The sequence below is a fragment of the Pedobacter sp. NEAU-ZC8 genome (assembly GCF_059278965.1).
In genome coordinates this window covers 25,522-48,697 of record NZ_JCAJXC010000011.1, presented here as the reverse complement: position 1 = coordinate 48,697, position 23,176 = coordinate 25,522, and the positions used below count along the sequence as shown (strand labels likewise).

At 43.6% G+C, this 23,176-nt stretch carries 22 protein-coding genes; 12 read left to right on the top strand and 10 right to left on the bottom strand.

Annotated features, from left to right (window positions below):
- Window positions 1–49: 49 nt before the first annotated feature.
- Window positions 50–886, bottom strand: a complete 837-nt coding sequence (locus AC5WJX_RS10255; RefSeq protein ID WP_494484433.1) for a universal stress protein — start codon at window positions 884–886, stop codon at window positions 50–52.
- A gap of 171 nt (window positions 887–1,057) precedes the next feature.
- Between AC5WJX_RS10255 and lat the strand changes: the two genes are divergently transcribed.
- On the top strand, window positions 1,058–2,389 hold the full coding sequence (gene lat, locus AC5WJX_RS10250) for an L-lysine 6-transaminase (RefSeq protein ID WP_494484432.1): 1,332 nt from the start codon (window positions 1,058–1,060) through the stop codon (window positions 2,387–2,389).
- 19 nt (window positions 2,390–2,408) lie between these two features.
- Complete coding sequence (locus AC5WJX_RS10245) at window positions 2,409–2,816, top strand: hypothetical protein (RefSeq protein WP_494484431.1); 408 nt, start codon at window positions 2,409–2,411, stop codon at window positions 2,814–2,816.
- Window position 2,817: 1 nt separating this feature from the next.
- On the opposite strand, the gene bshB1 is transcribed toward AC5WJX_RS10245, so the two are convergent.
- Genes bshB1 through AC5WJX_RS10230 form a run of 3 tightly spaced genes read right to left on the bottom strand, consistent with a single transcriptional unit; the run spans window position 2,818 to window position 4,676 of the window.
- A complete protein-coding gene (gene bshB1 / locus AC5WJX_RS10240; protein ID WP_494484430.1) occupies window positions 2,818–3,534 on the bottom strand; it encodes a bacillithiol biosynthesis deacetylase BshB1 in 717 nt (238 codons plus the stop codon).
- 21 nt (window positions 3,535–3,555) lie between these two features.
- The gene (locus AC5WJX_RS10235) at window positions 3,556–4,053 is read right to left on the bottom strand and encodes a glutathione peroxidase (protein WP_494484429.1); all 498 of its coding nucleotides are present in this window, start codon (window positions 4,051–4,053) and stop codon (window positions 3,556–3,558) included.
- 5 nt (window positions 4,054–4,058) lie between these two features.
- Window positions 4,059–4,676: a DUF4294 domain-containing protein gene (locus AC5WJX_RS10230; protein ID WP_440430218.1), complete on the bottom strand. Its 618-nt coding sequence runs from the start codon at window positions 4,674–4,676 to the stop codon at window positions 4,059–4,061.
- A 152-nt stretch (window positions 4,677–4,828) separates the two neighbouring features.
- On the opposite strand from AC5WJX_RS10230, the gene AC5WJX_RS10225 reads away from it, so the two are divergent.
- The 4 genes from AC5WJX_RS10225 to AC5WJX_RS10210 all read left to right on the top strand — a co-directional run bounded on the left by AC5WJX_RS10225 (window position 4,829) and on the right by AC5WJX_RS10210 (window position 10,212).
- Entirely contained in the window at window positions 4,829–7,036 is a 2,208-nt protein-coding gene (locus AC5WJX_RS10225; protein WP_494484428.1) for a RelA/SpoT family protein, read from the top strand.
- A gap of 60 nt (window positions 7,037–7,096) precedes the next feature.
- A complete protein-coding gene (locus AC5WJX_RS10220; protein WP_440430216.1) occupies window positions 7,097–7,585 on the top strand; it encodes a Fur family transcriptional regulator in 489 nt (162 codons plus the stop codon).
- A 31-nt stretch (window positions 7,586–7,616) separates the two neighbouring features.
- The gene (locus AC5WJX_RS10215; RefSeq protein ID WP_494484427.1) at window positions 7,617–8,891 is read left to right on the top strand and encodes an adenylosuccinate synthase; all 1,275 of its coding nucleotides are present in this window, start codon (window positions 7,617–7,619) and stop codon (window positions 8,889–8,891) included.
- Between the two features lie 64 nt (window positions 8,892–8,955).
- Window positions 8,956–10,212 (top strand): anthranilate synthase component I family protein, encoded by a 1,257-nt coding sequence (locus tag AC5WJX_RS10210; protein ID WP_494484426.1) that lies wholly within the window; start codon window positions 8,956–8,958, stop codon window positions 10,210–10,212.
- A gap of 15 nt (window positions 10,213–10,227) precedes the next feature.
- Here AC5WJX_RS10210 and AC5WJX_RS10205 read toward each other — a convergent pair whose 3' ends face one another.
- Genes AC5WJX_RS10205 through AC5WJX_RS10190 form a run of 4 tightly spaced genes read right to left on the bottom strand, consistent with a single transcriptional unit; the run spans window position 10,228 to window position 13,002 of the window.
- Complete coding sequence (locus AC5WJX_RS10205; RefSeq protein WP_440430213.1) at window positions 10,228–11,055, bottom strand: M48 family metallopeptidase; 828 nt, start codon at window positions 11,053–11,055, stop codon at window positions 10,228–10,230.
- A gap of 11 nt (window positions 11,056–11,066) precedes the next feature.
- A complete protein-coding gene (gene plsY / locus AC5WJX_RS10200; protein ID WP_440430212.1) occupies window positions 11,067–11,714 on the bottom strand; it encodes a glycerol-3-phosphate 1-O-acyltransferase PlsY in 648 nt (215 codons plus the stop codon).
- A 2-nt stretch (window positions 11,715–11,716) separates the two neighbouring features.
- Window positions 11,717–12,559, bottom strand: coding sequence for a carboxylating nicotinate-nucleotide diphosphorylase (gene nadC / locus AC5WJX_RS10195; RefSeq protein WP_494484425.1), 843 nt, complete (start codon window positions 12,557–12,559; stop codon window positions 11,717–11,719).
- Between the two features lie 44 nt (window positions 12,560–12,603).
- The gene (locus AC5WJX_RS10190) at window positions 12,604–13,002 is read right to left on the bottom strand and encodes a DUF4783 domain-containing protein (protein ID WP_494484424.1); all 399 of its coding nucleotides are present in this window, start codon (window positions 13,000–13,002) and stop codon (window positions 12,604–12,606) included.
- A 144-nt stretch (window positions 13,003–13,146) separates the two neighbouring features.
- Here AC5WJX_RS10190 and gpmI point away from each other — a divergent pair, with 144 nt between their 5' ends.
- Both gpmI and AC5WJX_RS10180 read left to right on the top strand, forming a co-directional pair.
- Window positions 13,147–14,667, top strand: coding sequence for a 2,3-bisphosphoglycerate-independent phosphoglycerate mutase (gpmI, locus tag AC5WJX_RS10185; protein WP_494484423.1), 1,521 nt, complete (start codon window positions 13,147–13,149; stop codon window positions 14,665–14,667).
- Entirely contained in the window at window positions 14,667–15,188 is a 522-nt protein-coding gene (locus tag AC5WJX_RS10180) for a hypothetical protein (protein ID WP_494484422.1), read from the top strand. The genes gpmI and AC5WJX_RS10180 overlap by 1 nt, the downstream gene beginning before the upstream one ends.
- A gap of 336 nt (window positions 15,189–15,524) precedes the next feature.
- Here the strand turns inward: AC5WJX_RS10180 and AC5WJX_RS10175 are convergent, their stop codons facing one another.
- The gene (locus AC5WJX_RS10175; protein WP_440430207.1) at window positions 15,525–16,151 is read right to left on the bottom strand and encodes a tetratricopeptide repeat protein; all 627 of its coding nucleotides are present in this window, start codon (window positions 16,149–16,151) and stop codon (window positions 15,525–15,527) included.
- Between the two features lie 249 nt (window positions 16,152–16,400).
- Here AC5WJX_RS10175 and lon point away from each other — a divergent pair, with 249 nt between their 5' ends.
- Both lon and AC5WJX_RS10165 read left to right on the top strand, forming a co-directional pair.
- Entirely contained in the window at window positions 16,401–18,869 is a 2,469-nt protein-coding gene (gene lon / locus AC5WJX_RS10170; RefSeq protein ID WP_494484421.1) for an endopeptidase La, read from the top strand.
- 54 nt (window positions 18,870–18,923) lie between these two features.
- Window positions 18,924–19,880: a lipid A deacylase LpxR family protein gene (locus tag AC5WJX_RS10165; protein ID WP_494484420.1), complete on the top strand. Its 957-nt coding sequence runs from the start codon at window positions 18,924–18,926 to the stop codon at window positions 19,878–19,880.
- Window positions 19,881–19,916: 36 nt separating this feature from the next.
- Here the strand turns inward: AC5WJX_RS10165 and arfB are convergent, their stop codons facing one another.
- Complete coding sequence (gene arfB, locus AC5WJX_RS10160) at window positions 19,917–20,327, bottom strand: alternative ribosome rescue aminoacyl-tRNA hydrolase ArfB (protein WP_440430204.1); 411 nt, start codon at window positions 20,325–20,327, stop codon at window positions 19,917–19,919.
- A 67-nt stretch (window positions 20,328–20,394) separates the two neighbouring features.
- Here arfB and cmk point away from each other — a divergent pair, with 67 nt between their 5' ends.
- Window positions 20,395–21,081 carry a (d)CMP kinase gene (gene cmk, locus AC5WJX_RS10155; RefSeq protein ID WP_494484419.1) on the top strand — a complete coding sequence of 229 codons (687 nt, stop codon included), beginning with the start codon at window positions 20,395–20,397 and terminating at the stop codon, window positions 21,079–21,081.
- Window positions 21,082–21,238: 157 nt separating this feature from the next.
- A complete protein-coding gene (gene rpsA, locus AC5WJX_RS10150) occupies window positions 21,239–23,170 on the top strand; it encodes a 30S ribosomal protein S1 (RefSeq protein ID WP_440430202.1) in 1,932 nt (643 codons plus the stop codon).
- The last annotated feature ends 6 nt before the right edge of the window (window positions 23,171–23,176 follow it).

Below are 23,176 nucleotides of genomic sequence, written 5' to 3'. Positions count from 1 at the left end.
TATGCACAGGTAGGCCTTAAACTTTAAAAATCCGCATCAAATTGATCGCCTATATCTTTTTTCTATATACCAGCAGCGGTATAGCCGAGGCTGCTGCAAATTCTGCCGATACACTGGACAGAAATAAGCGCTCGAAGAAACTTCGGTTCTGACGGGTAAACATGACCAAGATCGAGGGATGAAACCGCTCAACGGCCTCTCCGAGGCGCTCGGCAAGCGGCTTCTCGAAATCAAGCGCTTCAATATGTGCTACCACCTGCTGCCCGGCAAGGTTTTCTTGTAGCTCAGCAAGATCTTGCATTCCCGATATCTCATCAACCGGGCTGCTGAAATGAAGTAATTCTACGGATGCTTTAACTGCATTCGAAAATTCCAGCACCTCCTTCAGCTCATCGTTTAAATCAGCAAGGTCCGAAGCATAACATACAGCATCAATATTTGCTATCTGATAATTTTCGGGAACCGCAATAAAAGGTACACTGGATTTTTCAATTAAGTTCGAGGCTACAGACCCAAAAAGCCTCATAGAATGTCCTCCCCCCTTGCGGGCCATGCAAATGTATTTGATGTTATGCTTTTCTGCATAATGAACAACGTTTACGGACACGGAAGAACTATTGTGCACCACATACTTCGGATCGATGACCGTGCTGCCTGTACCTGCTGATACCTCCATGACCTGTGCTTTGAGCTGCTGCTCCAATCCGGCAAGTTCCTTCTGTTCAAAGTCCCTGAAAAATTCCTCTGTCCATTTTACGGGTTTCAAAATCTCCGAAACATGCATAAATACCAGCTTAAATCCGCCTTGAGTCGCGAGCTGTAAACCGAATCGAATTGCGGCAGCGGCGTTTTCCGAGAAATCTGTTGTTATTAATATCTGTTCCATGATCAAGTAGTTTTTCGTCGTTAAACCAGAAATGCTTAGGCCTAAAGATCGACCATTTAGCGGCATCTTTCATGTAAAGAAACACATTTTGAGGTGATTTTGATCACACCTTTCATGCAGTTGCTATCGTAATGCCTTTTCGTTACATTTGAGAGAACCAGAAACTTGCCTATGTATGAATTATCAGTTGATCCAGAACATGTAGCAGATACCTTAGGCCAACACATTCTAGCTGACGGCCTTGATCTAACCTTTGACATGGAGAAAAGTGAAGGGTGTTATATTTACGATTCCAAATATAACCGCAGACTTCTTGATTTCTTCACATGCTTTGCCTCCGTTCCTCTGGGTTACAACCACCCAAAGATGCTTAATGACGAGGGTTTTAAAAAGAACCTGCTGCAGGCGGCGATGACCAACCCCTCCAACTCTGATGTTTATACACAACAATATGCGGAATTCCTGAAGACCTTTAGCAGATGCGGTATACCCGACTATCTGCCACACGCCTTTTTCATTGCAGGTGGCGCATTGGCGGTAGAAAATGCGCTAAAAGTGGCAATGGACTGGAAAGTACAAAAGAACTTTGCGAAAGGCTATAAGAAAGAGAAAGGATTTAAGGTCCTTCATTTCGAAAGAGCCTTCCACGGTCGCAGTGGATATACCTTAAGCCTCACCAATACTTCTGTCGAGAAGACCAAATGGTTTGCGAAGTTCGACTGGCCCAGGGTTACCGTGCCAACAATAAGGTACCCGCTGAGCGGTGACAACCTGAATACTGCGGTAGAAACCGAACAACAATCGATAAGACAGATCAAGGCTGCATTCTTTGAACATAAAGATGATATCTGTGCAATTATCGTTGAGCCTATTCAAGCAGAAGGTGGCGACAACCACCTCAGAGAAGCATTTCTGATTGAACTCAAGAAACTGGCGGACGAGCATGAGGCATTTCTCATTTATGACGAAGTACAAACCGGCGTTGGTCTTACGGGCAAGTTCTGGTGTCACCAGCATTATTCGGAGCAGGCAAGGCCTGATATCCTTGTTTTTGGTAAAAAGATGCAGGTCTGTGGCATTCTTGGGGGCAGAAAGGTAGAAGAAGTAGAAAACAATGTATTTCGGGTATCCTCCAGAATCAATTCAACCTGGGGCGGCAATCTGGTGGATATGGTTCGAAGTACCCAAGTACTAAATATCATCGAGGAAGATCAACTCTGCGAAAATGCCGCAGTGGTAGGCCGCTACCTTCTGGATCATCTTGAAAGCTTTGGCAAACAGTATGAACAATTGAGTAATGTACGAGGCCGGGGTTTGCTTTGCGCCTTCGATCTGCCAAGTACTGAGCTCCGGAATAAATTTATAGATACAGGCCTCAAACATCAGGTGATGTTTTTAGGTTGTGGGAAGCAGAGCATACGCTTTCGGCCGGCATTGAACATGGAAAAAAGTCACATAGACGAAGGCATGCACGTTATGGAAAAGATACTTCGTGAATTATAGTGACGATTGAAACACACAAATGAAGAACAAAAGAATAAACATCGTTATCGGTGTACTGGTATTGCTATTGGTGGGTTGGATGATCAAAGGAACATTCACACAACCGGGCATTGAAGACCTTAAAAGCGGCTTTAAAGAAGTAGCACGATATCGAAATGACAACAACACAGGCCCCATACAGTATGTATTTGCCGTGACCATGAAAGACACCTTATCTTCAGAAATGATCACTTACGGCAATTTCAAACCCCACCATAAAGGTGGGAACACTAAAGTTTACTTTTTCCTGGAAGGCAGCAAAGTACCTACAACGGTTACCGGAGGCAAACAAAACTTCTCCCCCGCATTCAACAGCTCCTGGATCAAGTTATATGAAAAAAGTGCAATGGGTAACGTCAGCTTAACAGATAACCCCAGCCAGCAGTAACCTACTTCAGGTTGAATATGTCATCCACACCAAGCAGTTTGCGGGAGGTAAAGCCTTCTGCAAACGTGGCACCGATAGATTTTCCAAATTCCCTCGCACGTGCAAGTACACTCTCAAAAAACTCAGGGGAAGAGATGTAGGTTTCCGCTTCTTGGTGGTCTGGATTATAAAACTGTGTTTTAAAGGCCTTTATGGAAGCGATCTTCTGATCTATAAACGGTGTAATATCTACAATGATATCGGGTTTAATGTACATATCCTGAATATACTGCAGGCTTAACCTTGGTCGCCAGGGTTGTTGAGGGATCCCTTGAAGCTGTGTATCGATCTTTACCAAGCCGGATAGGAAAATGGAATCATTTACCAGGTCTCCTGCCCTTCCATGATCCGGATGGCGATCACGAAGTGCATTGCTCAAGATAATTTCCGGTTGATATTTACGGATCATCCGGATGATCTGCAGCTGATGCGCTTCATCATTTCTGAAAAAGCCATCGCTTATACCGAGGTTCTCCCGGGCATGCAGGCCAAGGATCTTCGCTGAATCTGCAGCTTCCAGATCCCGTGTTTCTGCGGTGCCACGAGTACCGAGCTCGCCCCGTGTCAGGTCTACGATCCCTACCTTTTTTCCCGCAGCAATATTCTTTAAGATGGTTCCTGAACAGCCCAACTCTGCGTCGTCGGGGTGTACAGCAAAAACGAGTATATCTAGTTTCATGAATTCAATGTGTATACCTGGCTACAACAAGCGCAGGATTTTCTTTTTAACTTTTGAAGCCAATGGCTTGGTAAATGGAAGGAAATAGTCGACAAGCTCCCCATTCTGATTGATCAAATATTTATGGAAGTTCCAGCGCGGTGTTGATGTGAGCGAGCCGTTCAGCTTCTTGTCTGCCAGAAATTTAAACAGGGGATGTCCATGCGCACCACGGATCATCATTTTCTCAAATATAGGAAAGGAGACCCCATAATTTGCCTGGCAGAAGTTGCTGATTTCCTCACCCTCTAGGGGCTCCTGCCGGCCAAAGTCATTGGATGGAAATGCCAGGACTTCAAAGTTTCTGTCCTTATAAGTGTCCCTAAGTTCCTGCAGTTCCTGCAGCTGCGCCACAAAACCACATGCAGAAGCAATGTTTACGATCAAAAGAACTTTCCCTTTATAGGTATCTAAATTTACGTTGGTTCCATTTAGCAGGTTTACCTTGAATTGGTGAATACTTTGAGGCTGTTCTATCATGCTTCTTATCTGTAATAACCCGAGGAAGCAATGATCGCTTCAATATCCCTATCCTCCTGTGGGTCGTAGGTGCTCTTCAAATTATGTCCCACAACACGTGCGACCGACTGGTATACAAATGCGGTCAAACCGCCTTTTGTTTGTTTAACGATGTCAAATGTAGTACGTCCGAGCTCCCGATCCACAAGTTTTGTCAATATTTTTCCCTGCGTTATGGTAAGTTCTTTAATTTCTTTGTTGAACATCTGCTTGATCTCAGCATCACAAGCCTTGATCAGCTTCTTCTGTTCCTTTTTATTGCTGGTTAGCGCAATATCTTTCTCCAGCTGCTCATAACGTCGCTTGGCAAACAAGGCATAAGGCATTACTTTCAGCACATTATAACGCAAGCGGTTAAAAGCGGCCCGTTCTTCTGGAGTCTTGAAAATCCTGACGCCATAGATAGCAACTTCATGAAGCGGTATCCAGGGAATCATCTCGCCATCGACGTTTGTTCCGGCCACTTTAAGTGTGTCATTCTTACCTCTTGGGGGAAACTTTACCTGGTCTGTAAGCTGCGCAGAAGCGTTTTCCGAGCCTGTAATAATGACAATCAGCAGAAAAATTAACCTATAAAATTTCATAAATTTATAATCCCACAAAGTTAAACCTAAATAAATATACTAGGTTTGGCATCAGCACTTTAATTTGTTAATAGATTGTCAGATAGCATACCATCTATCCGAATATAAGTGTTTAATACATAATGAAATCCGATACTACGAAAATAATACAAATGAAGAACACGTTGGTGATTGATTTGGAAGCTGAAAAACAGGAAATCCTGAAAAGATACCGTGCCCTGCTGCGTGCGTGCAAGCCGACCATGCAAAGGGGTGACAAGAAGGAAATCCGTAAGGCATTTGACATGGCACTGGAGAGCCATAAAGATATGCGCCGGAAATCTGGTGAACCCTATATATACCACCCTATCGCCGTTGCGCAGATTGCTGCGGAAGAGATCGGGCTGGGTACAACTTCCATCGTCTGCGCATTGCTGCATGACGTGGTGGAAGATACCGACATGACCCTGGAGGATATTGAAAGGGAATTTGGTAAAAAGACGGCTAAGATCATCGACGGACTCACCAAGATCTCCGGGGTATTTGATTATAACAGCTCTCTACAGGCAGAGAACTTCCGTAAGATGTTGTTGACCCTTGCTGATGATGTACGGGTGATCCTGATCAAACTTGCTGACCGTTTGCATAACATGCGCACCATGGATTTTATGCCGCGGCAAAAGCAACTGAAGATTGCTTCAGAAACCATTTACCTGTATGCGCCCCTGGCCCACCGCCTTGGGCTTTACGCCATCAAGTCTGAACTTGAAGACCTTTCCATGAAGTATCTGGAGCCAGATACCTACAAATACATTGCTACGCAGCTGAATGAAAAGAAAGCCGAGCGTAATCTCTTCATCAAAAACTTTGTAGAGCCAATCCGGGAAATACTGGAAGAGCAAGGATTGAATGCTGATATTTACGGCCGTCCAAAATCCATCCATTCCATCTGGAACAAGATGAAGAAAAAGAATATCCCTTTCGAAGAGGTATATGATCTTTTCGCAGTAAGGATCATCCTGAAAAGCGCACCTGAACAGGAAAAGGCCGAATGCTGGAAGGCGTACTCCATTGTTACGGATCTTTACCGCCCGAACCCCGACCGGTTACGCGACTGGGTGTCCTCCCCTAAAGGAAATGGTTACGAGTCCCTGCACACAACGGTAATGGGTCCTAAGGGGCAGTGGGTAGAAGTACAGATCCGTACCGAGCGTATGAACGAGATTGCGGAGAAAGGTTTTGCGGCACACTGGAAATACAAAGAATCCAGTTCTGATAACGGCCTTGACCAGTGGATCATGAAAGTGCGTGAGATGTTGAGCAATCCTGAAGCGAATGCACTCGACTTCCTGGACGACTTCAAGATGAACCTTTTCTCTGATGAGATCTTCATCTTCACACCTAAAGGTGCTTTAATACAACTACCACAGGGTGCTACAGCCCTTGACTTTGCTTTCGAGATCCATACGGACGTGGGTGCCAAGTGTATCGGTGCAAAGGTGAACCACAAGTTGGTACCACTTTCCTACAAGCTGCAGAATGGCGATCAGGTCGAAATCATCACTTCCAGCAAACAGACGCCGAAGGAAGACTGGCTGAATATCGTAGTTACTGCAAAAGCCAAGTCCAAGATCAAAAGTTCACTCAAAGAAGAGAAACGGAAGATTGCAGAAGAAGGTAAGGAAATGCTGGAGCGCAAGCTGAAGTCGCTTAAGATCACCTACAATACGGACAACCTGAATAAGCTTAGCTACTTCTTTAAACTGCCTTCCACGCAGGAACTATTTATCTCTGTAGCCCAGGGTAAAATAGAACTTAAAGACCTTAAAGACTATGTAGCCAGCGAAAAAGAAATTGAAAACCGTGGTGCTGAACGCAACGACAATCAACAGATCGAAGCATTATTAAGCAAGGTTAAAGGCCCGGAATCAGATATCCTGCTTATTGGTGAGGACATGCAGCGCATTGACTATACCCTTGCCCCTTGCTGTAATCCGATCCCTGGTGATGATGTTTTTGGCTTTGTAACCATCAATGATGGTATAAAGATCCATCGTACCACGTGTCCTAATGCCGCACAGCTGATGGCCAATTATGGCTATCGTATTGTGAAAGCCAAATGGAATAAACAGAAAGAATTAACCTTCCTAACCGGCCTGCACATCATTGGTATTGATGATATGGGATTGATCAACAACATCACCAAGGTGATCTCCAATGATTTCAAAGTGAACATGAGATCCATTACGGTCGACACCGACAACGGTATATTCGATGGTTCCATAATGATTTATGTAAATGACAAGGAACACCTGGATAAGCTTATTCAAAATCTGCTGGAAGTAAAAGGTGTTACTGGTGTGACCAGATTTGACGCTTAAAGTATCAATAAATCTAAACTTTATCTAAAATTTGGTACCTTTGAAAGGAGTTTAAAAAGTATGTCAACAAACCACAACAGCGAGCTGGTAAGGAAGATTTTCGAAGCTTACCTTGAGAATAAGAGTTTGAGAAAAACCCCTGAACGCTTCGCTATTCTTGAAGAAATCTATTCAAGGGACGATCATTTCGATGTAGAAACACTGTATATCCACATGAAAAACCAGAAATACCGGGTTAGTCGTGCTACAGTATACAACACCCTTGAATTACTGGTTTCCTGCGACCTGGTTACCAAACACCAGTTTGGTAAAAACATGGCTCAATTTGAAAAATCTTACGGTTATCACCAACATGATCACATCATCTGCATCGACTGCGGTAAGGTGGTGGAATTCTGTGACCCACGCATTCACCAGATCCAAAGTATGGTGGGCGATCTTTTAAAGTTTGATATCAAACATCACTCTTTAAATCTGTATGGCGTTTGCTTCGATTGCAAAGCCAAGTCACTTCCGGTCGTGAATGCCGATGTTCAACACGCAAATTAATTTATAAATATAATCTCACTAATTTTTAATAATGACGCAAGTAGACGTGCTTCTGGGCCTGCAATGGGGCGATGAGGGCAAAGGTAAGATTGTGGACGTGCTAAGTCCGCAATATGATTTAATCGCTCGTTTCCAAGGCGGACCAAACGCTGGTCACACTTTAGAGTTTGATGGCAAAAAGTTTGTATTGAACACCATCCCGTCGGGTATTTTCAACGAGAAAACCATGAACCTGATTGGAAATGGGGTTGTGATCGATCCAATTATTCTAAAACGTGAATTGGACAATTTGAAAGCTGCAGGTCATGATCCGGTAGCGAAAAACAAATTGGTTATCGCCAGAAAGGCACACCTGATCTTGCCTACCCACCAGTTACTGGATGCTGCCAATGAGCAGAAGATGGGAAAGGACAAAATCGGCTCTACACTAAAAGGTATTGGCCCGACTTATATGGACAAAACTGGTCGTAACGGCCTGCGTGTAGGTGACACTACCCTTCCAGACTTCAGAGAGCGCTACAATAAACTTGTACAAAAACATAAAGAGATCCTGTCTCACTATGAGTTCGAGTATGATCTTGCAGAAAAAGAAGCAGCTTTCTTTGAGGCTATAGAATACATTAAAACCATTCCACACGTAGATAGCGAACACTTCGTTAATGGCTACCTGAAAGAAGGTAAGACGGTGTTAGCAGAAGGTGCGCAAGGTACATTACTGGATATCGACTTTGGTTCATACCCTTTTGTAACTTCATCCAACACCACTACTGCCGGTGCTTGTACCGGACTTGGTATTGCACCAAACAGGATTGGTAGCGTTTACGGAATCTTCAAAGCTTACTGTACCCGTGTTGGTGGTGGTCCTTTCCCAACGGAACTTGATGATGAAACCGGCGAAACACTTCGTCAGGTAGGTCATGAATTCGGTGCTACAACCGGACGTGCACGCCGTTGCGGATGGATCGATATTCCTGCCTTGAAATATGCGATCATGTTGAATGGTGTTACAGAACTGATCATGATGAAAGCTGATGTTCTGGACGGTTTTGACACCATTTATGCTTGTACACACTACGAGTACAATGGTGAAACGATTGACTATATGCCTTACGACATCATCTCGATCAAACCGACACCAGTGTTGAAAGCTATTGAGGGTTGGAAAACAGATATCACCAAAATCACCAAAAATGAGGAGATTCCTGCAGCCTTGGCCAACTACATTGCCTTCTTAGAAGCAGAACTTAATGTGCCGGTGAAGTTTCTTTCTGTAGGTCCAGACAGGGTTCAAACCTTAACATTATAATACAACAGAAATATTAAATTTGAAGGGTGGTTTTTGACCGCCCTTTTTTGTTTATCCGGAATTTATGCGATTAACAGAAGATTTTAAACACAAAGCACTACGCTGGGCTGATGGCTTTTCGTACTGCTGTGTTTTGGATTCGAACGGCTATGCCGACCCTTATGGCAAATTCGATCTGCTGATTGCTGCAGGGGCCCGGGTGCTCGTTGAAGACGAGGGCGGTAATGCTTTCAATCGGCTCCGAGAATGCTATGCATACAATAGGGACTGGTTATTCGGTATTTTTGGGTATGACCTGAAGAATGAGCTGGAATCCCTGCATTCAACCAACGCTGATGGCCTTAACTTTCCCGACCTATGTTTCTTCAGCCCTGAACATCTGATCATCTCAGAAGGCGGAAAGTTACGGGTTGCTCTCGGGAGTACTGAAATTTTGGAACATATTGATCAGACTGTTCTCCCAGCACCTCCAACAAGCGACCGGAATATCAGGATCCAGCCCCGAATAGCAAAGCCCCAGTATCTGGAAAAAATTCAAAAGCTACAGGGGCATATCGCCCGTGGTGACGTTTACGAGGTAACCTTCTGCCAGGAGTTTTATGCAACTAACACCGCCATTGATCCACTTGCAACATACCTACGCCTGAATGCGAATTCCCCTACCCCGTTTTCTGGATACCTGAAACTGAAAGACAAGTACCTGCTCTGCGCAAGTCCGGAACGCTTTCTACGCAAACAGGGAGCAAAGTTGATCTCGCAGCCGATTAAGGGAACAGCAAAGCGAAGTAAGGATCCCCTGGAAGATGAGCACATCAAAGCTAAACTAAAGTCCGACCTCAAGGAGCAAACGGAAAACGTGATGATTGTAGATCTGGTACGGAATGATCTCACCAAAAGTGCGGTTCCTGCATCTGTGCAGGTGACAGAGCAGTTTGGGGTATACAGCTTCACACAGGTACATCAAATGATATCAACCATCACCTGTGAAATTGATCCGGAAATAGATGTTATAGAAGCGATCCGCAATACTTTTCCAATGGGGTCAATGACCGGCGCACCTAAAGTGCGAGCCATGCAGCTGATTGAAACATATGAAGAAAGCAAACGGGGCGCCTACTCTGGCGCTGTGGGATACCTGAGTCCTGAAGGGGACTTCGACTTCAACGTAGTCATCAGAAGTATGCTTTACGCAAAAGATCATCAGTATCTCTCCTTTCAGGTTGGAAGTGCAATTACCGCAGCATCAAGTCCGGAGAAAGAATATGAAGAGTGCATGCTGAAAGCTTCAGCAATCATAGAAACGATAAAGGGACCACAGTAGCAGTCCCTTTATACTTTATTTAACCGGTTTTCCCGTTGTAGATTTATAGTATTTCTGCGCTTCCGGCAGGTCCTTTTGGATCTGAGCGATCCTGGTATTATCTGCAGGGTGCGTGCTCATCCACTCAGGCGGTTTGGAACCATTGCTGGCAGAAGCCATACGCTGCCAGAAAGAAACGGCAGTTGCAGGATCATAACCCGCCATTGACATGAAGATCAATCCAAGATGATCAGCTTCAAGCTCTTGTTTTCTGGAGTTTGGTAAAAGTACACCAGCTTGTGCACCGATGCCATAAACCTGATTGATCACGGTCTGTGTTGTGGCAGATTGGTTACCCGCAGCAGCACCGATCAAACTTCCAACACCTTCCGCAACTGCAGCTTTAGAAGCTCTTTCCGAAGAATGCTGTGCAATAGCATGGGCAATTTCATGACCCATCACCGTCGCTAAACCTGCATCATCCTTCGTTACAGGCAGGATGCCGGTATATACGGCAACTTTACCGCCAGGCATACACCAGGCATTCACCTCATCACTCTTGATCAGGTTAAATTCCCAATTAAAGCCTTTGATCTGCTCTGCATAGCCATTCGCATTCATGTATTTCGTTACTGCATTGGCAATCTGCTGGCCGATTCTTTTTACCCTGGTGGCATCTGCATTATTCAGAACCGTTGTTTTAGGATCCTTAAGCAGTGAATTATAACTTTGAGCAGCGGCAGATTGCATCTCCGTTTCACTCACAAAACTCAAGCGATTTCTGCCGGTCAAGGGCACTGTAGAACACGCATTCGCGAACAGCAGCACTGCAAGAGCAAGGCCTGATAGTTTCATTTTTTTCATTAATGTTTGATTTAGTTGTTTTTGCTTTTGAACAAATACACTTTGGATTCTTTGCCTTTTAACAGTCGTTCGAGGTTCTTCTGGTGCGTGATCAGGATGAGCACGCAGACGCACATACCATAAAGGACCTCCGATTTAACGGAGGAGTGAAATACGAACACAATGCTGAGCGGGAAGGTAAATCCAGCACAGATTGAACCAAGTGAAACGTATTTTGTAACCAGTAAAACAACGGTAAAGACCAGAACGCAAAGCATAGCTGCCGGGAAGTTAACTGCCAAAATCATTCCAAAAAGCGTAGCAACGCCTTTACCACCCCTAAAGCCGGCAAAAATTGGAAACAAGTGGCCCATCACTGCGGTAACGCCGAGCGCCAGTTCATAGTTGATAAATTGCGAAGAATTATGCGGCCCAGTTACGGAAAGTCCTATAAAATACGCCAGTTTGGTTGCCGTGTAGCCCTTTGCAATGTCAATGATCATTACAGCAAGGCCTGCCTTTTTACCAAGCACACGAAAAACATTTGTTGCACCGGCGTTTCCACTACCGTACTCCCGAACATCGATACCATAAAAGGCACCGCCGAGCCATACCGCAGTTGGTATGGACCCAAACAGATAGGCCAGGATCACAGCAGAAATAGAATATATCGATAACATTCTTAAAACGCCTTTAAGCTCATGTCTAAACTTTTCACGGAATGCGTTAATGCGCCCATAGAAATATAGTCTACACCGGTTGCTGCGTATGCCGGAATCTCAGACTCCACAATGCCGCCCGACGCTTCTGTTTTGTATTGCCCGCCAATTCTTTCCACTGCCTTTTTAAGTGCATCAGGTTTAAAGTTATCCAGCATAATCCGGTTAACCGATCCGGTTGCCAGCACTTCTTCCAGTTCTTCGAAGTTGCGAACTTCGATCTCGATCTCCAGCTGCTTCTGCTTTTGTTTCAGGTAATCATTTGCCGCATGTATCGCATTTGCGATGCCCCCGGCATAATCTACATGATTGTCCTTAATCAGGATCATATCATAGAGTCCAATACGATGGTTTACACCGCCCCCGATCTTAACCGCAAGCTTCTCTAAGTATCGCAAACCAGGGGTGGTTTTACGGGTATCGAGCACCTTGGTATGGTAAGGCTCCAGTACCTTCACGATGCGGTTTGTTTTCGTTGCAATGCCGCTCATGCGCTGCATACAATTTAATACCAATCGTTCGGCCAGTAATATAGAATGGGTGTTACCTTCAACCGTAAAGGCGATATCACCGAATTTTACTTCAGCGCCGTCTTTCAGGAAAACATTGATCTGTAAAGATGGATCGATATGGTTAAAAATCGCCAGGGCAAGCTCCAGCCCTGCAAGGATACCCTCTTCTTTTATAATGAGTTTCGCTTTGCCAACCGCATCAGCGGGAATGGTAGAAAGCGATGTATGATCACCATCGCCAAGATCTTCGGCGATGGCATTTTTGATGAATAGCTCTATAATCTGTTTGTCCAAAACATTAATATTTACCCAAAAATAGCATTTTTAGCGTAATACAGCTAAGTTTTGTCACCCTCTATTCTCAACTCGGTGATTAGAAATTCCCCCGAGGTCTTTTTGAAAGTAACCGTAACTCTGTATTTAATCGTTTTAGTAAGTACAGACAAAATACCGATCTGATAGTTTGGATTTGTATTGATCAAATGAATGACTGTAGAATTTACAGGCATGTTTTTATTGAAGAAGTCTCTTAAAATTTGCTCGGCTTGCGCCTTAGAATAAGTATCTGTTTCCTCGGCAATATTTAACTCGATAGAAGCATTGAAATGCTTTGCAATTTCTTTGGAATTTCCGGTACGGAAATGGCCTGAAACTTCACCAACAAGGTTACTCTGGAATTGTAAGGGTATTAACAAGCCAGTAATAACGAAAAGAATTGGAAGAAGTGACCTGATCATGTTTAATTTTCGCTAATATAAGCTTTACCCCACAAATTATGCCATCTGGCCTTCACAAAATGGATTTCTATAGTTCAACAGAACTCAATTGCTTTATATTTGTTGAACAAGACCAGAACTTTCTTACAAAATAAAAAGAAACAAATGAATAATAAAAAAGTAATGCTCCTGATTCTTGATGGCTGGGGTTACGGTAAACAAGATGAATCTGATGCTGCCTATGCGGCAAATACACCTTTCTTTGATTCGCTGTTAAAGACCTACCCCAATTCAAAGCTTGAAGCTTCAGGTGAAGCAGTGGGTTTACCCGCAGGACAGATGGGCAATTCTGAAGTTGGACACATGAACCTTGGTTCCGGAAGAGTGGTTTACCAGGAACTTGGACGTATCAACAAGGCCATTTCTGACCGTACTTTATTTTCAAATGAAACCTTGGTGGATGCTTTTAACTATGCAAAAGCAAATCATAAAGCCGTGCATTTCATCGGATTGGTATCTGATGGTGGTGTTCACGCCCACATCAACCACCTTAAAGCACTCTGTGATGCCGCAAAGGAAAGTGAAGTGAACGATGTTTTTGTACATGCCTTTCTGGATGGCCGTGACACGGATCCGAAGTCGGGGCTGGGCTTTATTAAAGATCTTAACGCGCATCTAGCAAATTCCACAGGGAAACTTGCCAGCCTAATTGGCCGCTACTATGCGATGGACCGCGATTCGAGATGGGAACGGGTGAAATTAGCGTATGACCTGCTTACTAAAGGTACCGGCCTTGCTACACAGGATCCTGAAAGTATTATCGAGAAGTCTTACGAAAATGGCGTTACCGATGAGTTCATCAATCCGATTGTGGTAACCAACAACGACGGTTCGCCGGTGGCAACCATCAAAGAAGGTGATGTCGTGATCTGCTTCAACTATAGAACCGACCGCGGAAGGGAAATTACCTCTGCTTTAAGCCAGACAGACTACCCATTATTTGAGATGCACAAATTGCCGCTTCATTATGTAACGATGACAGCATATGACGAAAGTTTCTCGAATGTGAACGTGATCTTCACCAAAGATGATTTAACTGAAACCCTTGGTGAGGTACTCGCCAGGCACCATAAAAACCAGATCCGCATTGCGGAAACGGAAAAGTATCCACACGTAACCTTTTTCTTCTCAGGCGGCCGTGAGCAGGTGTTTGAAAATGAAAAACGCATCATGATCCCATCGCCGAAGGTTGCCACCTATGATCTGCAACCCGAGATGAGCGCGCAAGGCATCACAGATGCAATTACGGAAGAACTCGGAAAGGGCTGGGCAGACTTCATCTGTCTAAATTTTGCCAATCCAGACATGGTAGGCCATACCGGTGTATTTGATGCCGTAGTGAAAGCTGTTGAAACAGCTGATCGTTGTGCTGAAACTGTTGTAAAGAAAGGTATTGAAAACGGCTACTCTTTCATCCTGCTTGCTGACCATGGAAACAGCGAGTATATGCTGAACGATGATGGTTCGGTAAATACCGCCCACACCACTAACCTGGTACCATGTATACTGATCGACAATGATTTCAAATCGATCAAAGATGGTAAGCTGGGCGATGTTGCACCGACGATCTTAAAAATTATGGGCATCGAACCGCCTGCAATCATGACCGGAAACGTATTGGTGTAATGAGGAAGTACGCCTTGCTGTTTGCCGGTTTTTTATTGTCCTGCGGAACACCCGAGCAGGAACAGCGTAGCACAAAGCTCGAATACTTTGATCTAAAAGGCTATTTCAGCAAAGAAGCGGCTTCCTTAACCCGTCGTGCAAACATGGTTGACAAGACCGTGATTGTCAATGACAGTGCCGAACGAAAGCAGGTAAAGATCAGCAATTGGGACAAGGAACTTTCCGCATTTGTAGATGCAGACATCAATAAAGCGGCATGGAAAGGCGCATTCAACACCAGAACGAACGAGGCTGGTTTACTGTACACTTCCACAAATGAGAAAGTGCCTGTTAAGCGCCTGCAGATTTTCAAAAAGAACGAAGCCATAACAGGCATCGTGATTGTTCTGGAAAACAGCAACTACTTATATCGTTCATCAGATACGCTGCGTTACTATCCCGACAGCCTATACGAGATCAAGAAGTCACAGCAAATTAAGCTGATGTCTCCCAAACGATACCAGATTACAGGAAAATTATAAAACCAGGGCCGCGTTTATGACGTGGCTCTTTTTATTTTAGGCCGGCGCGAGGTTGTATAGTTTAAGCCGGGATAAGAAATCGAAAGTGTATAGCAAATTTTGATTTAACAGCTGAACACGTATAGCTATATTAGGACAAGACAAGGATAGGACGGCTTCGGATCAAACGCACACCTGACCCACATCAAACGCACATCACACGCACATCAACCGCACAGAAGATGTGCGTGTAATGTGCATTTGGTCTATGTTTAATCTGGTGTTGGTATGTGTTTGTACCAACACAAAAAAGGCCACCCGTAAAAGGCAGCCTCAAGGTAAAATGGGAAAGGTCTTTTATTTCAAGCTTGCAATTTGTGCTTTAACGTATTTTGTCAGATCAATGATGTCCTTACGTTGCGGCTGCAAGACCAGAATTTTCTGGAAATCGGAGATCGCGTTATTGAACAAAGTGTTGCAGGCAGCCTTATCCGCTGATTTCTTAATCTTAAAGGATTTAAAAATCGCATAGTCTTTATAGGCGATGCCGCGGTTTTGCAGTAATTGCACATCTTCTTCACCGTTAAGTTCAAGCGCTTTGCTGAAATCTTTGATCGCAGACAAGTAGAAATTATCGCGCATGGTGTTCAGCGATTCCTTCGGATCGTTAGCAATATTCAACCTGCCTTTGCCTCGGTAATAATATGCAGAATTATCTGTAGGCTTCAATGCGATCAGTTTGCTATAAGCCGTAATGGATTTCTCATATTCTTTGCACTGGAAGTAAGCGTAGCCGAGTAATCTTGAAACATTCGGATTATCAGGACTTTTAGCTTCAGCCTTTTCAAGGTGCGTGATTGCTCCTTTGAAATCATTCTTCATCATCAGCTGCATTCCGAGGTTATAATAACCTCCACCCTGACCAAAACTATTAACAGCTGCACTAAGAAATAAGATGATTAAGGTCTGTTTAAGATATTTCATTAATTATAAATAAAGATAAGTTGGAACGCTAAGCAAGGAATTGTTCCCCGTTGGTAGCAATATTACACTTAACGCTTAATATTTCAAAATATGTTAATTTTGGAATATTTTTTAGAATTCGGACTTTTTAACAGACTATCGCTTTTATTCTTCTTTGGCATAAGAGTTGAATTTAATGTTCTCACTACGAAATCTAATATTATCAAACGACACACTGTCATACTGTCGTTTTTAAAAGAGCCTAATTTAATGAGTATAAAAGATCAATTTGATTTTAGTAATGCACTTCCAATAATAAATGAGGATACCGAGTTTTTTCCTTTAATGTCCCAGCAGGACGAGGATGATATGAACGGTGAAGATACCCCTGAAGTATTGTCCATTTTACCATTGCGGAATACAGTTCTTTTTCCGGGAGTCGTAATACCAATAACTGTTGGGCGGGATAAATCAATCAGGTTAATTAAGGAAGCATATAAAGGTGATCGGATTATTGGCGTTGTCTCTCAAAAAGACGTTTCTATTGAAGATCCAACTTTCGAGCAGCTTAACAGCGTAGGTACCGTTGCCCACATCATCAAGCTTTTGCAAATGCCCGATGGTAACACGACGGTGATCATTCAGGGTAAACAACGTTTTAACCTGGAAGAACTGGTACAATCCGAGCCCTACATCAAAGTTAAAGTTACCAAGTTTGCCGAAGCCAAGTACAAAAAGGATAAGGAATTTAAAGCCTTGATCGCCTCCATCCGGGAGATGTCGGCGCAGATCATACAGCTTTCTCCCAATATCCCGAGTGAAGCAGGATTGGCACTGAAGAACATCGAAAGTACATCGTTTCTGATCAACTTCATTTCTTCAAACATGAATGCCGAATTGGCCGACAAGCAGAAAATGCTGGAGATGGCCAATTTGCGCGACCGTGCGGAAAAGGTAATGGAGCTGCTGACCCTTGAACTTCAGATGCTGGAACTTAAAAACCAGATCCAGTCCAAGGTTCGTACCGATCTGGATAAGCAACAAAGGGACTATTTTCTGAATCAGCAACTTAAAACCATTCAGGAAGAGTTGGGTGGCAACTCCACCGATATGGAGTACAATGCGCTTGAGGCCCGCGGAAACAAGAAAAAATGGACTGCGGCAGTCAAAGAGCATTTTAACAAAGAGCTTGAAAAGCTTGGGCGGATGAACCCTGCAGCGCCAGACTACTCGATCCAGATGAACTATCTGGAGTTGTTGCTGGACCTGCCATGGAATGAATTTACAAAAGACAATTTCGACTTAAAACGTGCGCAGCGTGTGCTGGATAAAGATCATTTTGGTCTGGAGAAAGTTAAACAGCGCATTATAGAATATCTTGCCGTATTGAAGCTGAAGCGCAATATGAAAGCGCCGATCATCTGTCTGGTAGGCCCTCCGGGCGTTGGTAAAACCTCGCTCGGTAAATCTATTGCAAAGGCGCTGAACCGCAAGTATGTGAGAATTGCCCTCGGCGGTGTTAGAGATGAGGCCGAAATTCGCGGTCACCGGAAAACTTATATCGGCGCAATGCCGGGCCGAATCATTCAGTCCTTGAAAAAGGCCGGGGCAGCAAACCCGGTGTTTGTATTGGATGAGATTGATAAAGTTGGTTCCGATCATCGTGGTGACCCATCTTCTGCTTTGCTGGAGGTGCTGGATCCGGAGCAGAACAATGCTTTCAACGATCATTATGTGGAGGCCGATTATGACCTTTCTAACGTGCTTTTTATCGCTACCGCAAACTCCCTTAACACCATACAACCTGCGCTATTAGACCGTATGGAGATTATTGAGGTTAATGGATATACGATCGAAGAGAAAGTGGAAATTGCCCGTAAATACCTTTTACCTAAACAAAAAGAACAACATGGTATTAAGAGCAAGGATATTGTGCTTAAACCAGGATTGATCGAAAAGGTGATTGAAGATTATACCCGGGAATCTGGTGTACGCTCCTTAGAGAAAAAAATCGGATCCCTTGTTCGTGGCGTTGCGACGAAAATCGCCATGGAAGAAAGCTACGAACCGACCTTGACCAGTGAAGACGTGGAACGCATTTTAGGTGCTCCGGTATTTGATAAGGATCTTTATGAAGGTAACGAAGTTGCCGGTGTGGTAACAGGTTTAGCATGGACCTCGGTTGGCGGCGACATTCTCTTTATAGAAGCGAGCTTGAGTCCTGGTAAAGGAAAATTAACCTTAACCGGTAATCTTGGTGATGTAATGAAGGAATCGGCAGTGATTGCACTGGCTTACCTCCGCTCCCATGCGGAACAGTTTGGCATCGACTACGAGCTTTTTGACCACTTCGATGTGCATGTACACGTGCCGGCAGGTGCTACGCCGAAGGACGGACCATCAGCGGGTATTACCATGCTGACCGCCTTAACTTCCGCATTTACGCAGAGAAAGGTTAAACCTAATCTGGCGATGACCGGTGAGATTACGCTTCGAGGTAAAGTGCTTCCCGTTGGTGGTATCAAGGAAAAGATCCTTGCTGCTAAACGTGCGAACATCAAGGAAATTATCCTTTGTAAATCGAACAAGAAAGACATCCTGGAAATTAAAGAAAGTTACATCAAAGACCTTACTTTCCACTATGTGACGGAGATGCGCGAGGTGATTGATTTAGCTTTGACCGCTGAGAAAGTGAAAAACGCACAGGATCTTACGGTGAAAAACAAAAAACAAGACTAATATCAGCATACAAAAAACTAAATTAACCCGGATTTCATCCGGGTTTTTCATTTTATGGCTAAAAGCAAGTTTCTGGCATTCACAATTGGTGTTTTCCTTTTAGGATTTCAAGCGAGTGCCCAACAGTACAAACACGAAGTTGGTTTCCAAAGCGACAATGATTCTTATTTGGCGCAGGGGTCTGACAGATACTATACCAATGGTTTATTCTTAAATTATCGCTTTGCAACGGATGAGCGGAAATTGAAGCCAGGCTTGCAAAAGAAGATTATCGAGTTGTCTGCCGGGCAGATGATTTTCAATCCACGTTCAGGCTTTCGCCCAGACCCTGCCACTCAGGATCGTCCCTTTGCAGGATACCTTTACCTTGGTGGCGCAATGAGCTGGTTCCGCAGCGATGAGCAGATGTTGAAAGCGGCAGTACAGATCGGTACCACAGGACCGAATTCACTGGCACAAGATGGACAGGAATTACTGCACCGTACCATAGGCTTTTACGAACCGGAGGGCTGGGATTACCAGATCAAAAATGAGGCTGCGGTAAATACATCGGTACAGTATGTACGACTGTTACAAAGGGCAGAAAATACAAAGACAGATTTTAGTTTTGAAGGCTATGCTAATGCAGGCACAACCTTTAGCGGCGCTGGTGCAGCGGTGCTTTTCAGGGCAGGGAATATGGAACAGCTGTTTAACTCCGCCAGCTATGATGCAAGGGTGGGTACTGCAGGTTCAACGGTTAGTGGACAAAGGCATGAGCTTTTCTTCTATGCTAAACCGCAGCTTAATTTTGTAGCGTATGATGCTACCGTACAAGGCAGCATGTTTTCGAACAATAGTCCGGTTACCTATGGCGTTAAACCTGTTGTCTTTGCGCAACAGCTTGGCGTCAACTATAGTACCGGCAGACTCAGCCTGGATTTCAACGTGATCTTTAAAACCAAGGAGATCAAGAGTTCTGCTTCTGCGCACCAATTCGGAAGCATCACGGCCAATTACCGGTTTAATTAACCAGGAATATCGAGGTTGTAGAACCGCTCGGCTGCCTTAAAACAAGCGCGGCCGTTTACGCATTTCCTTTTTAAGTGCCGTCGATTGTTTATTTTCCAATCTTTTGCGAATAACCGCTTTCGGCACTTTGGTCGGCTTTCTCGGCTTCTCAACTTTAAGTGCGTTTGTGATCAGCGCCTGAAGTTTTTCAATTGCGGTTTCCTTGTTTGCCAACTGACTTCTATCCTCCTGTGCAATGACATGCAGGTTCCCTCCGGTGTCAAGGCGGTGCGCCAAACGGGTCATCAATAGTGTTTTCTCCTCCTCCGACAGGAAAGCTGCTGCAGGGATATTCAGGATAACCTCCACCTTGCTAGACACCTTATTTACATGTTGCCCGCCTTTACCCCCACTTCTGGAAGTCTTAAAAGTAACGTGCTCTAAAAGTTGCTGTCTCTCAGGAATCATGAAGGTAAAATTAAGTTTTATTGAACAATTTAGACTGGAAATTGGGCAAAAGCTTAACTTTGCAGCAATGAGAAAGAATCTGGTAGTAGCGATTGATGGATATTCGTCCTGCGGTAAAAGTACATTAGCAAAAGCATTAGCAAAGAAACTCGGACTGATCTATGTAGACAGTGGGGCGATGTACCGGGCGGTTACCCTTTATTTTCTCAGAAACAACATTGACGTAAATGACCCGGCAGCGGTTACGGAAGCGTTGAAACACATCGAACTAAATTTCCACTCCCGTGATTACGAGTCCCACATTTCTTTAAATGGCGAAGAGGTGTCTGAGGAAATCCGTCTGATGCCAGTATCTGAACGGGTGAGCGAAGTTTCTGCAAACAAAAGTGTACGTGTGGAGATGGTTAAGCAGCAGCAACGCATGGGTAAATCAAAGAACATTGTTATGGATGGCCGGGATATCGGTACCGCAGTGTTTGTTGATGCGCAGGTAAAGTTGTTTATGACTGCAGATCCAAAGATTCGCGCGGAAAGACGTTTCAACGAGCTTAGAGCAAAAGGAAATACTGATTTGACGCTGGAAGAGGTATTTGAAAACCTTGCACACCGCGATTATGCAGACACTACACGTAAGGAAAGTCCGCTGGTTAGAGCTGAAGATGCAATCATATTAGACAATACCGAACTCTCTGAACAGGAGCAACTGGAATTTGCGATCAGCAAGGTGCAACCTTTTCTGGCGGAACAACATTAAAAAGCGACAAAGTTCCTGGTATTTTCAGTACATATTCCACATCGGGTGTTAATTGTTAATAAGTTCTAAATCAAGAACTTTATTATATTTTCTTTCATTAAAAATAAATATTTCTATCTTTGTAGTCCCTCACGGGAAAAAGGAGATTAAATTTTTAATGGCAAAAAAACAAGTAGCAGAAAAAGAACTAGAGGCTAAAAAAGCCGAATTCCAAGGCGCAGACGCTCGTCTGTCCGAGAAAGAAAACATTGAATCAGAAGCTGATACAGTGTCGATCGAAGCGATCAAATCATCATTAGCGACACCAGATCAGGATTTTGACTGGGATGCAGACGACAAAGCATTCGGTAATTACACAGAAGAAGACCGTCAAAAGTTTGAAAGCATGTATACCGATACTTTTAATCAAATCAATCAAGGTGAGATTATCAGTGGGATTGTTGTATCTATCAACAACAAGGACGTTGTATTAAACGTAGGATTTAAATCTGACGGTTTAGTATCAAGTTCTGAATTCCGTGATATGCCGGATTTAAAAATTGGCGATACAGTTGACGTTTTCGTGGAAGCCCCTGAAGATGCGAACGGCCAGTTAATTTTATCTCGTAAAAGAGCTAAAACTCAACGTTCATGGGAATCTATTAATGAAGCGCTTGAAAACGACAGAATCATCAACGGGTTTGTTAAAAGCCGTACTAAAGGTGGTCTTATCGTTGACATCATGGGTGTTGAAGCCTTCTTACCAGGATCTCAAATTGACATCAAACCTATCCGTGATTACGATATCTACGTAGGTAAGACAATGGAATTCAAAGTTGTTAAAATCAACCACGAATTTAAAAACGTTGTAGTTTCGCACAAAATCCTGATTGAGGACGATTTAGAAAGTCAAAAAGTTGAAATCGTTTCTAAACTTGAAAAAGGTCAGGTATTGGAAGGAACTGTTAAAAACATTACTGACTTCGGTGTATTCATCGACTTAGGTGGTGTAGACGGTTTACTACACATTACTGATATTTCATGGGGCCGCATAGAGCATCCGAAAGAAGTATTAAGTTTAGACGAGAAGATCAATGTTGTTGTTCTTGACTTTGATGACGAGAAAAAACGTATTGCTTTAGGTCTTAAACAATTGACTCCACACCCTTGGGAAAGCCTTGACGCTAACTTAACTGTTGGTTCAAAAGTTAAAGGTAAAATCGTTACTGTTGCAGATTACGGTGCTTTCTTAGAGATCATTCCAGGTGTTGAAGGATTGATTCACGTGTCAGAAATGTCATGGTCTCAAAACCTACGCAGCCCTCAGGAATTCTTGAAAGTTGGTGACGAAATCGAGGCTGAAGTACTTACTTTAGACCGCGACGAGCGTAAAATGAGCTTAGGTATCAAACAATTAACTCAAGATCCTTGGCAAAATGTGGCTGAAAGATATCCAATCGGCAGCAAACACACAGCAGTAGTTAAAAACATGACTAACTTCGGTGTATTCGTTGAAATTGAAGAAGGTATCGACGGTTTAATTCACATCTCTGATCTTTCATGGTCTAAAAAAGTTAACCACCCTAACGAATTCACTAAAGTTGGTGATACCTTAGACGTAGTTGTTCTTGAACTAGACGTAGAAAGCCGTAAATTAAGCTTAGGTCACAAACAATTAGAAGAAAACCCTTGGGATACTTTCGAAACCATCTTTACCCTTGATTCAGTTCACCAGGGTACAGTTGTGAAAGTAACTGATAAAGGTGCTGTTATTGCTTTACCTTATGGTGTTGAAGGTTTCGTACCTACAAAACATATGGCTAAAGAAGACGGTACTACCATCAAAGCTGAAGAAACCAATGATTTTAAAATCATCGAGTTTAACAAAGATGCTAAACGTATCGTTGTATCTCACGCCCGTATCTGGGAAGAGGCTAAAGCTGAAGCAGTTGCTGAAGAAAGAGCTACCAAGAAAAAAGAAGCTAAAGCTTCTAATACAGCAGTAAAGAAAGTTAAAGATTCTGTTGAGAAATCAACTCTAGGAGATTTAGATGTTCTTGCTCAATTGAAACAACAAATGGAAGGTGAAGAGAACAAAAACAAACAATAAGTTCTC

Bases quoted from the DNA above. Each gene is read 5' to 3' on its own strand.
- AC5WJX_RS10175 (WP_440430207.1), bottom strand. From the start codon at position 16,151: ATGAAATATCTTAAACAGACCTTAATCATCTTATTTCTTAGTGCAGCT.
- AC5WJX_RS10165 (WP_494484420.1), top strand. From the start codon at position 18,924: ATGGCTAAAAGCAAGTTTCTGGCATTCACAATTGGTGTTTTCCTTTTA.
- AC5WJX_RS10205 (WP_440430213.1), bottom strand. From the start codon at position 11,055: ATGAAAAAAATGAAACTATCAGGCCTTGCTCTTGCAGTGCTGCTGTTC.
- AC5WJX_RS10235 (WP_494484429.1), bottom strand. From the start codon at position 4,053: ATGATAGAACAGCCTCAAAGTATTCACCAATTCAAGGTAAACCTGCTA.
- AC5WJX_RS10225 (WP_494484428.1), top strand. From the start codon at position 4,829: ATGAAGAACACGTTGGTGATTGATTTGGAAGCTGAAAAACAGGAAATC.
- cmk (WP_494484419.1), top strand. From the start codon at position 20,395: ATGAGAAAGAATCTGGTAGTAGCGATTGATGGATATTCGTCCTGCGGT.
- AC5WJX_RS10255 (WP_494484433.1), bottom strand. From the start codon at position 886: ATGGAACAGATATTAATAACAACAGATTTCTCGGAAAACGCCGCTGCC.
- lat (WP_494484432.1), top strand. From the start codon at position 1,058: ATGTATGAATTATCAGTTGATCCAGAACATGTAGCAGATACCTTAGGC.
- AC5WJX_RS10220 (WP_440430216.1), top strand. From the start codon at position 7,097: ATGTCAACAAACCACAACAGCGAGCTGGTAAGGAAGATTTTCGAAGCT.
- AC5WJX_RS10210 (WP_494484426.1), top strand. From the start codon at position 8,956: ATGCGATTAACAGAAGATTTTAAACACAAAGCACTACGCTGGGCTGAT.
- arfB (WP_440430204.1), bottom strand. From the start codon at position 20,327: ATGATTCCTGAGAGACAGCAACTTTTAGAGCACGTTACTTTTAAGACT.
- AC5WJX_RS10180 (WP_494484422.1), top strand. From the start codon at position 14,667: ATGAGGAAGTACGCCTTGCTGTTTGCCGGTTTTTTATTGTCCTGCGGA.
- bshB1 (WP_494484430.1), bottom strand. From the start codon at position 3,534: ATGAAACTAGATATACTCGTTTTTGCTGTACACCCCGACGACGCAGAG.
- rpsA (WP_440430202.1), top strand. From the start codon at position 21,239: ATGGCAAAAAAACAAGTAGCAGAAAAAGAACTAGAGGCTAAAAAAGCC.
- AC5WJX_RS10230 (WP_440430218.1), bottom strand. From the start codon at position 4,676: ATGAAATTTTATAGGTTAATTTTTCTGCTGATTGTCATTATTACAGGC.
- plsY (WP_440430212.1), bottom strand. From the start codon at position 11,714: ATGTTATCGATATATTCTATTTCTGCTGTGATCCTGGCCTATCTGTTT.
- gpmI (WP_494484423.1), top strand. From the start codon at position 13,147: ATGAATAATAAAAAAGTAATGCTCCTGATTCTTGATGGCTGGGGTTAC.
- lon (WP_494484421.1), top strand. From the start codon at position 16,401: ATGAGTATAAAAGATCAATTTGATTTTAGTAATGCACTTCCAATAATA.
- AC5WJX_RS10245 (WP_494484431.1), top strand. From the start codon at position 2,409: ATGAAGAACAAAAGAATAAACATCGTTATCGGTGTACTGGTATTGCTA.
- AC5WJX_RS10190 (WP_494484424.1), bottom strand. From the start codon at position 13,002: ATGATCAGGTCACTTCTTCCAATTCTTTTCGTTATTACTGGCTTGTTA.
- AC5WJX_RS10215 (WP_494484427.1), top strand. From the start codon at position 7,617: ATGACGCAAGTAGACGTGCTTCTGGGCCTGCAATGGGGCGATGAGGGC.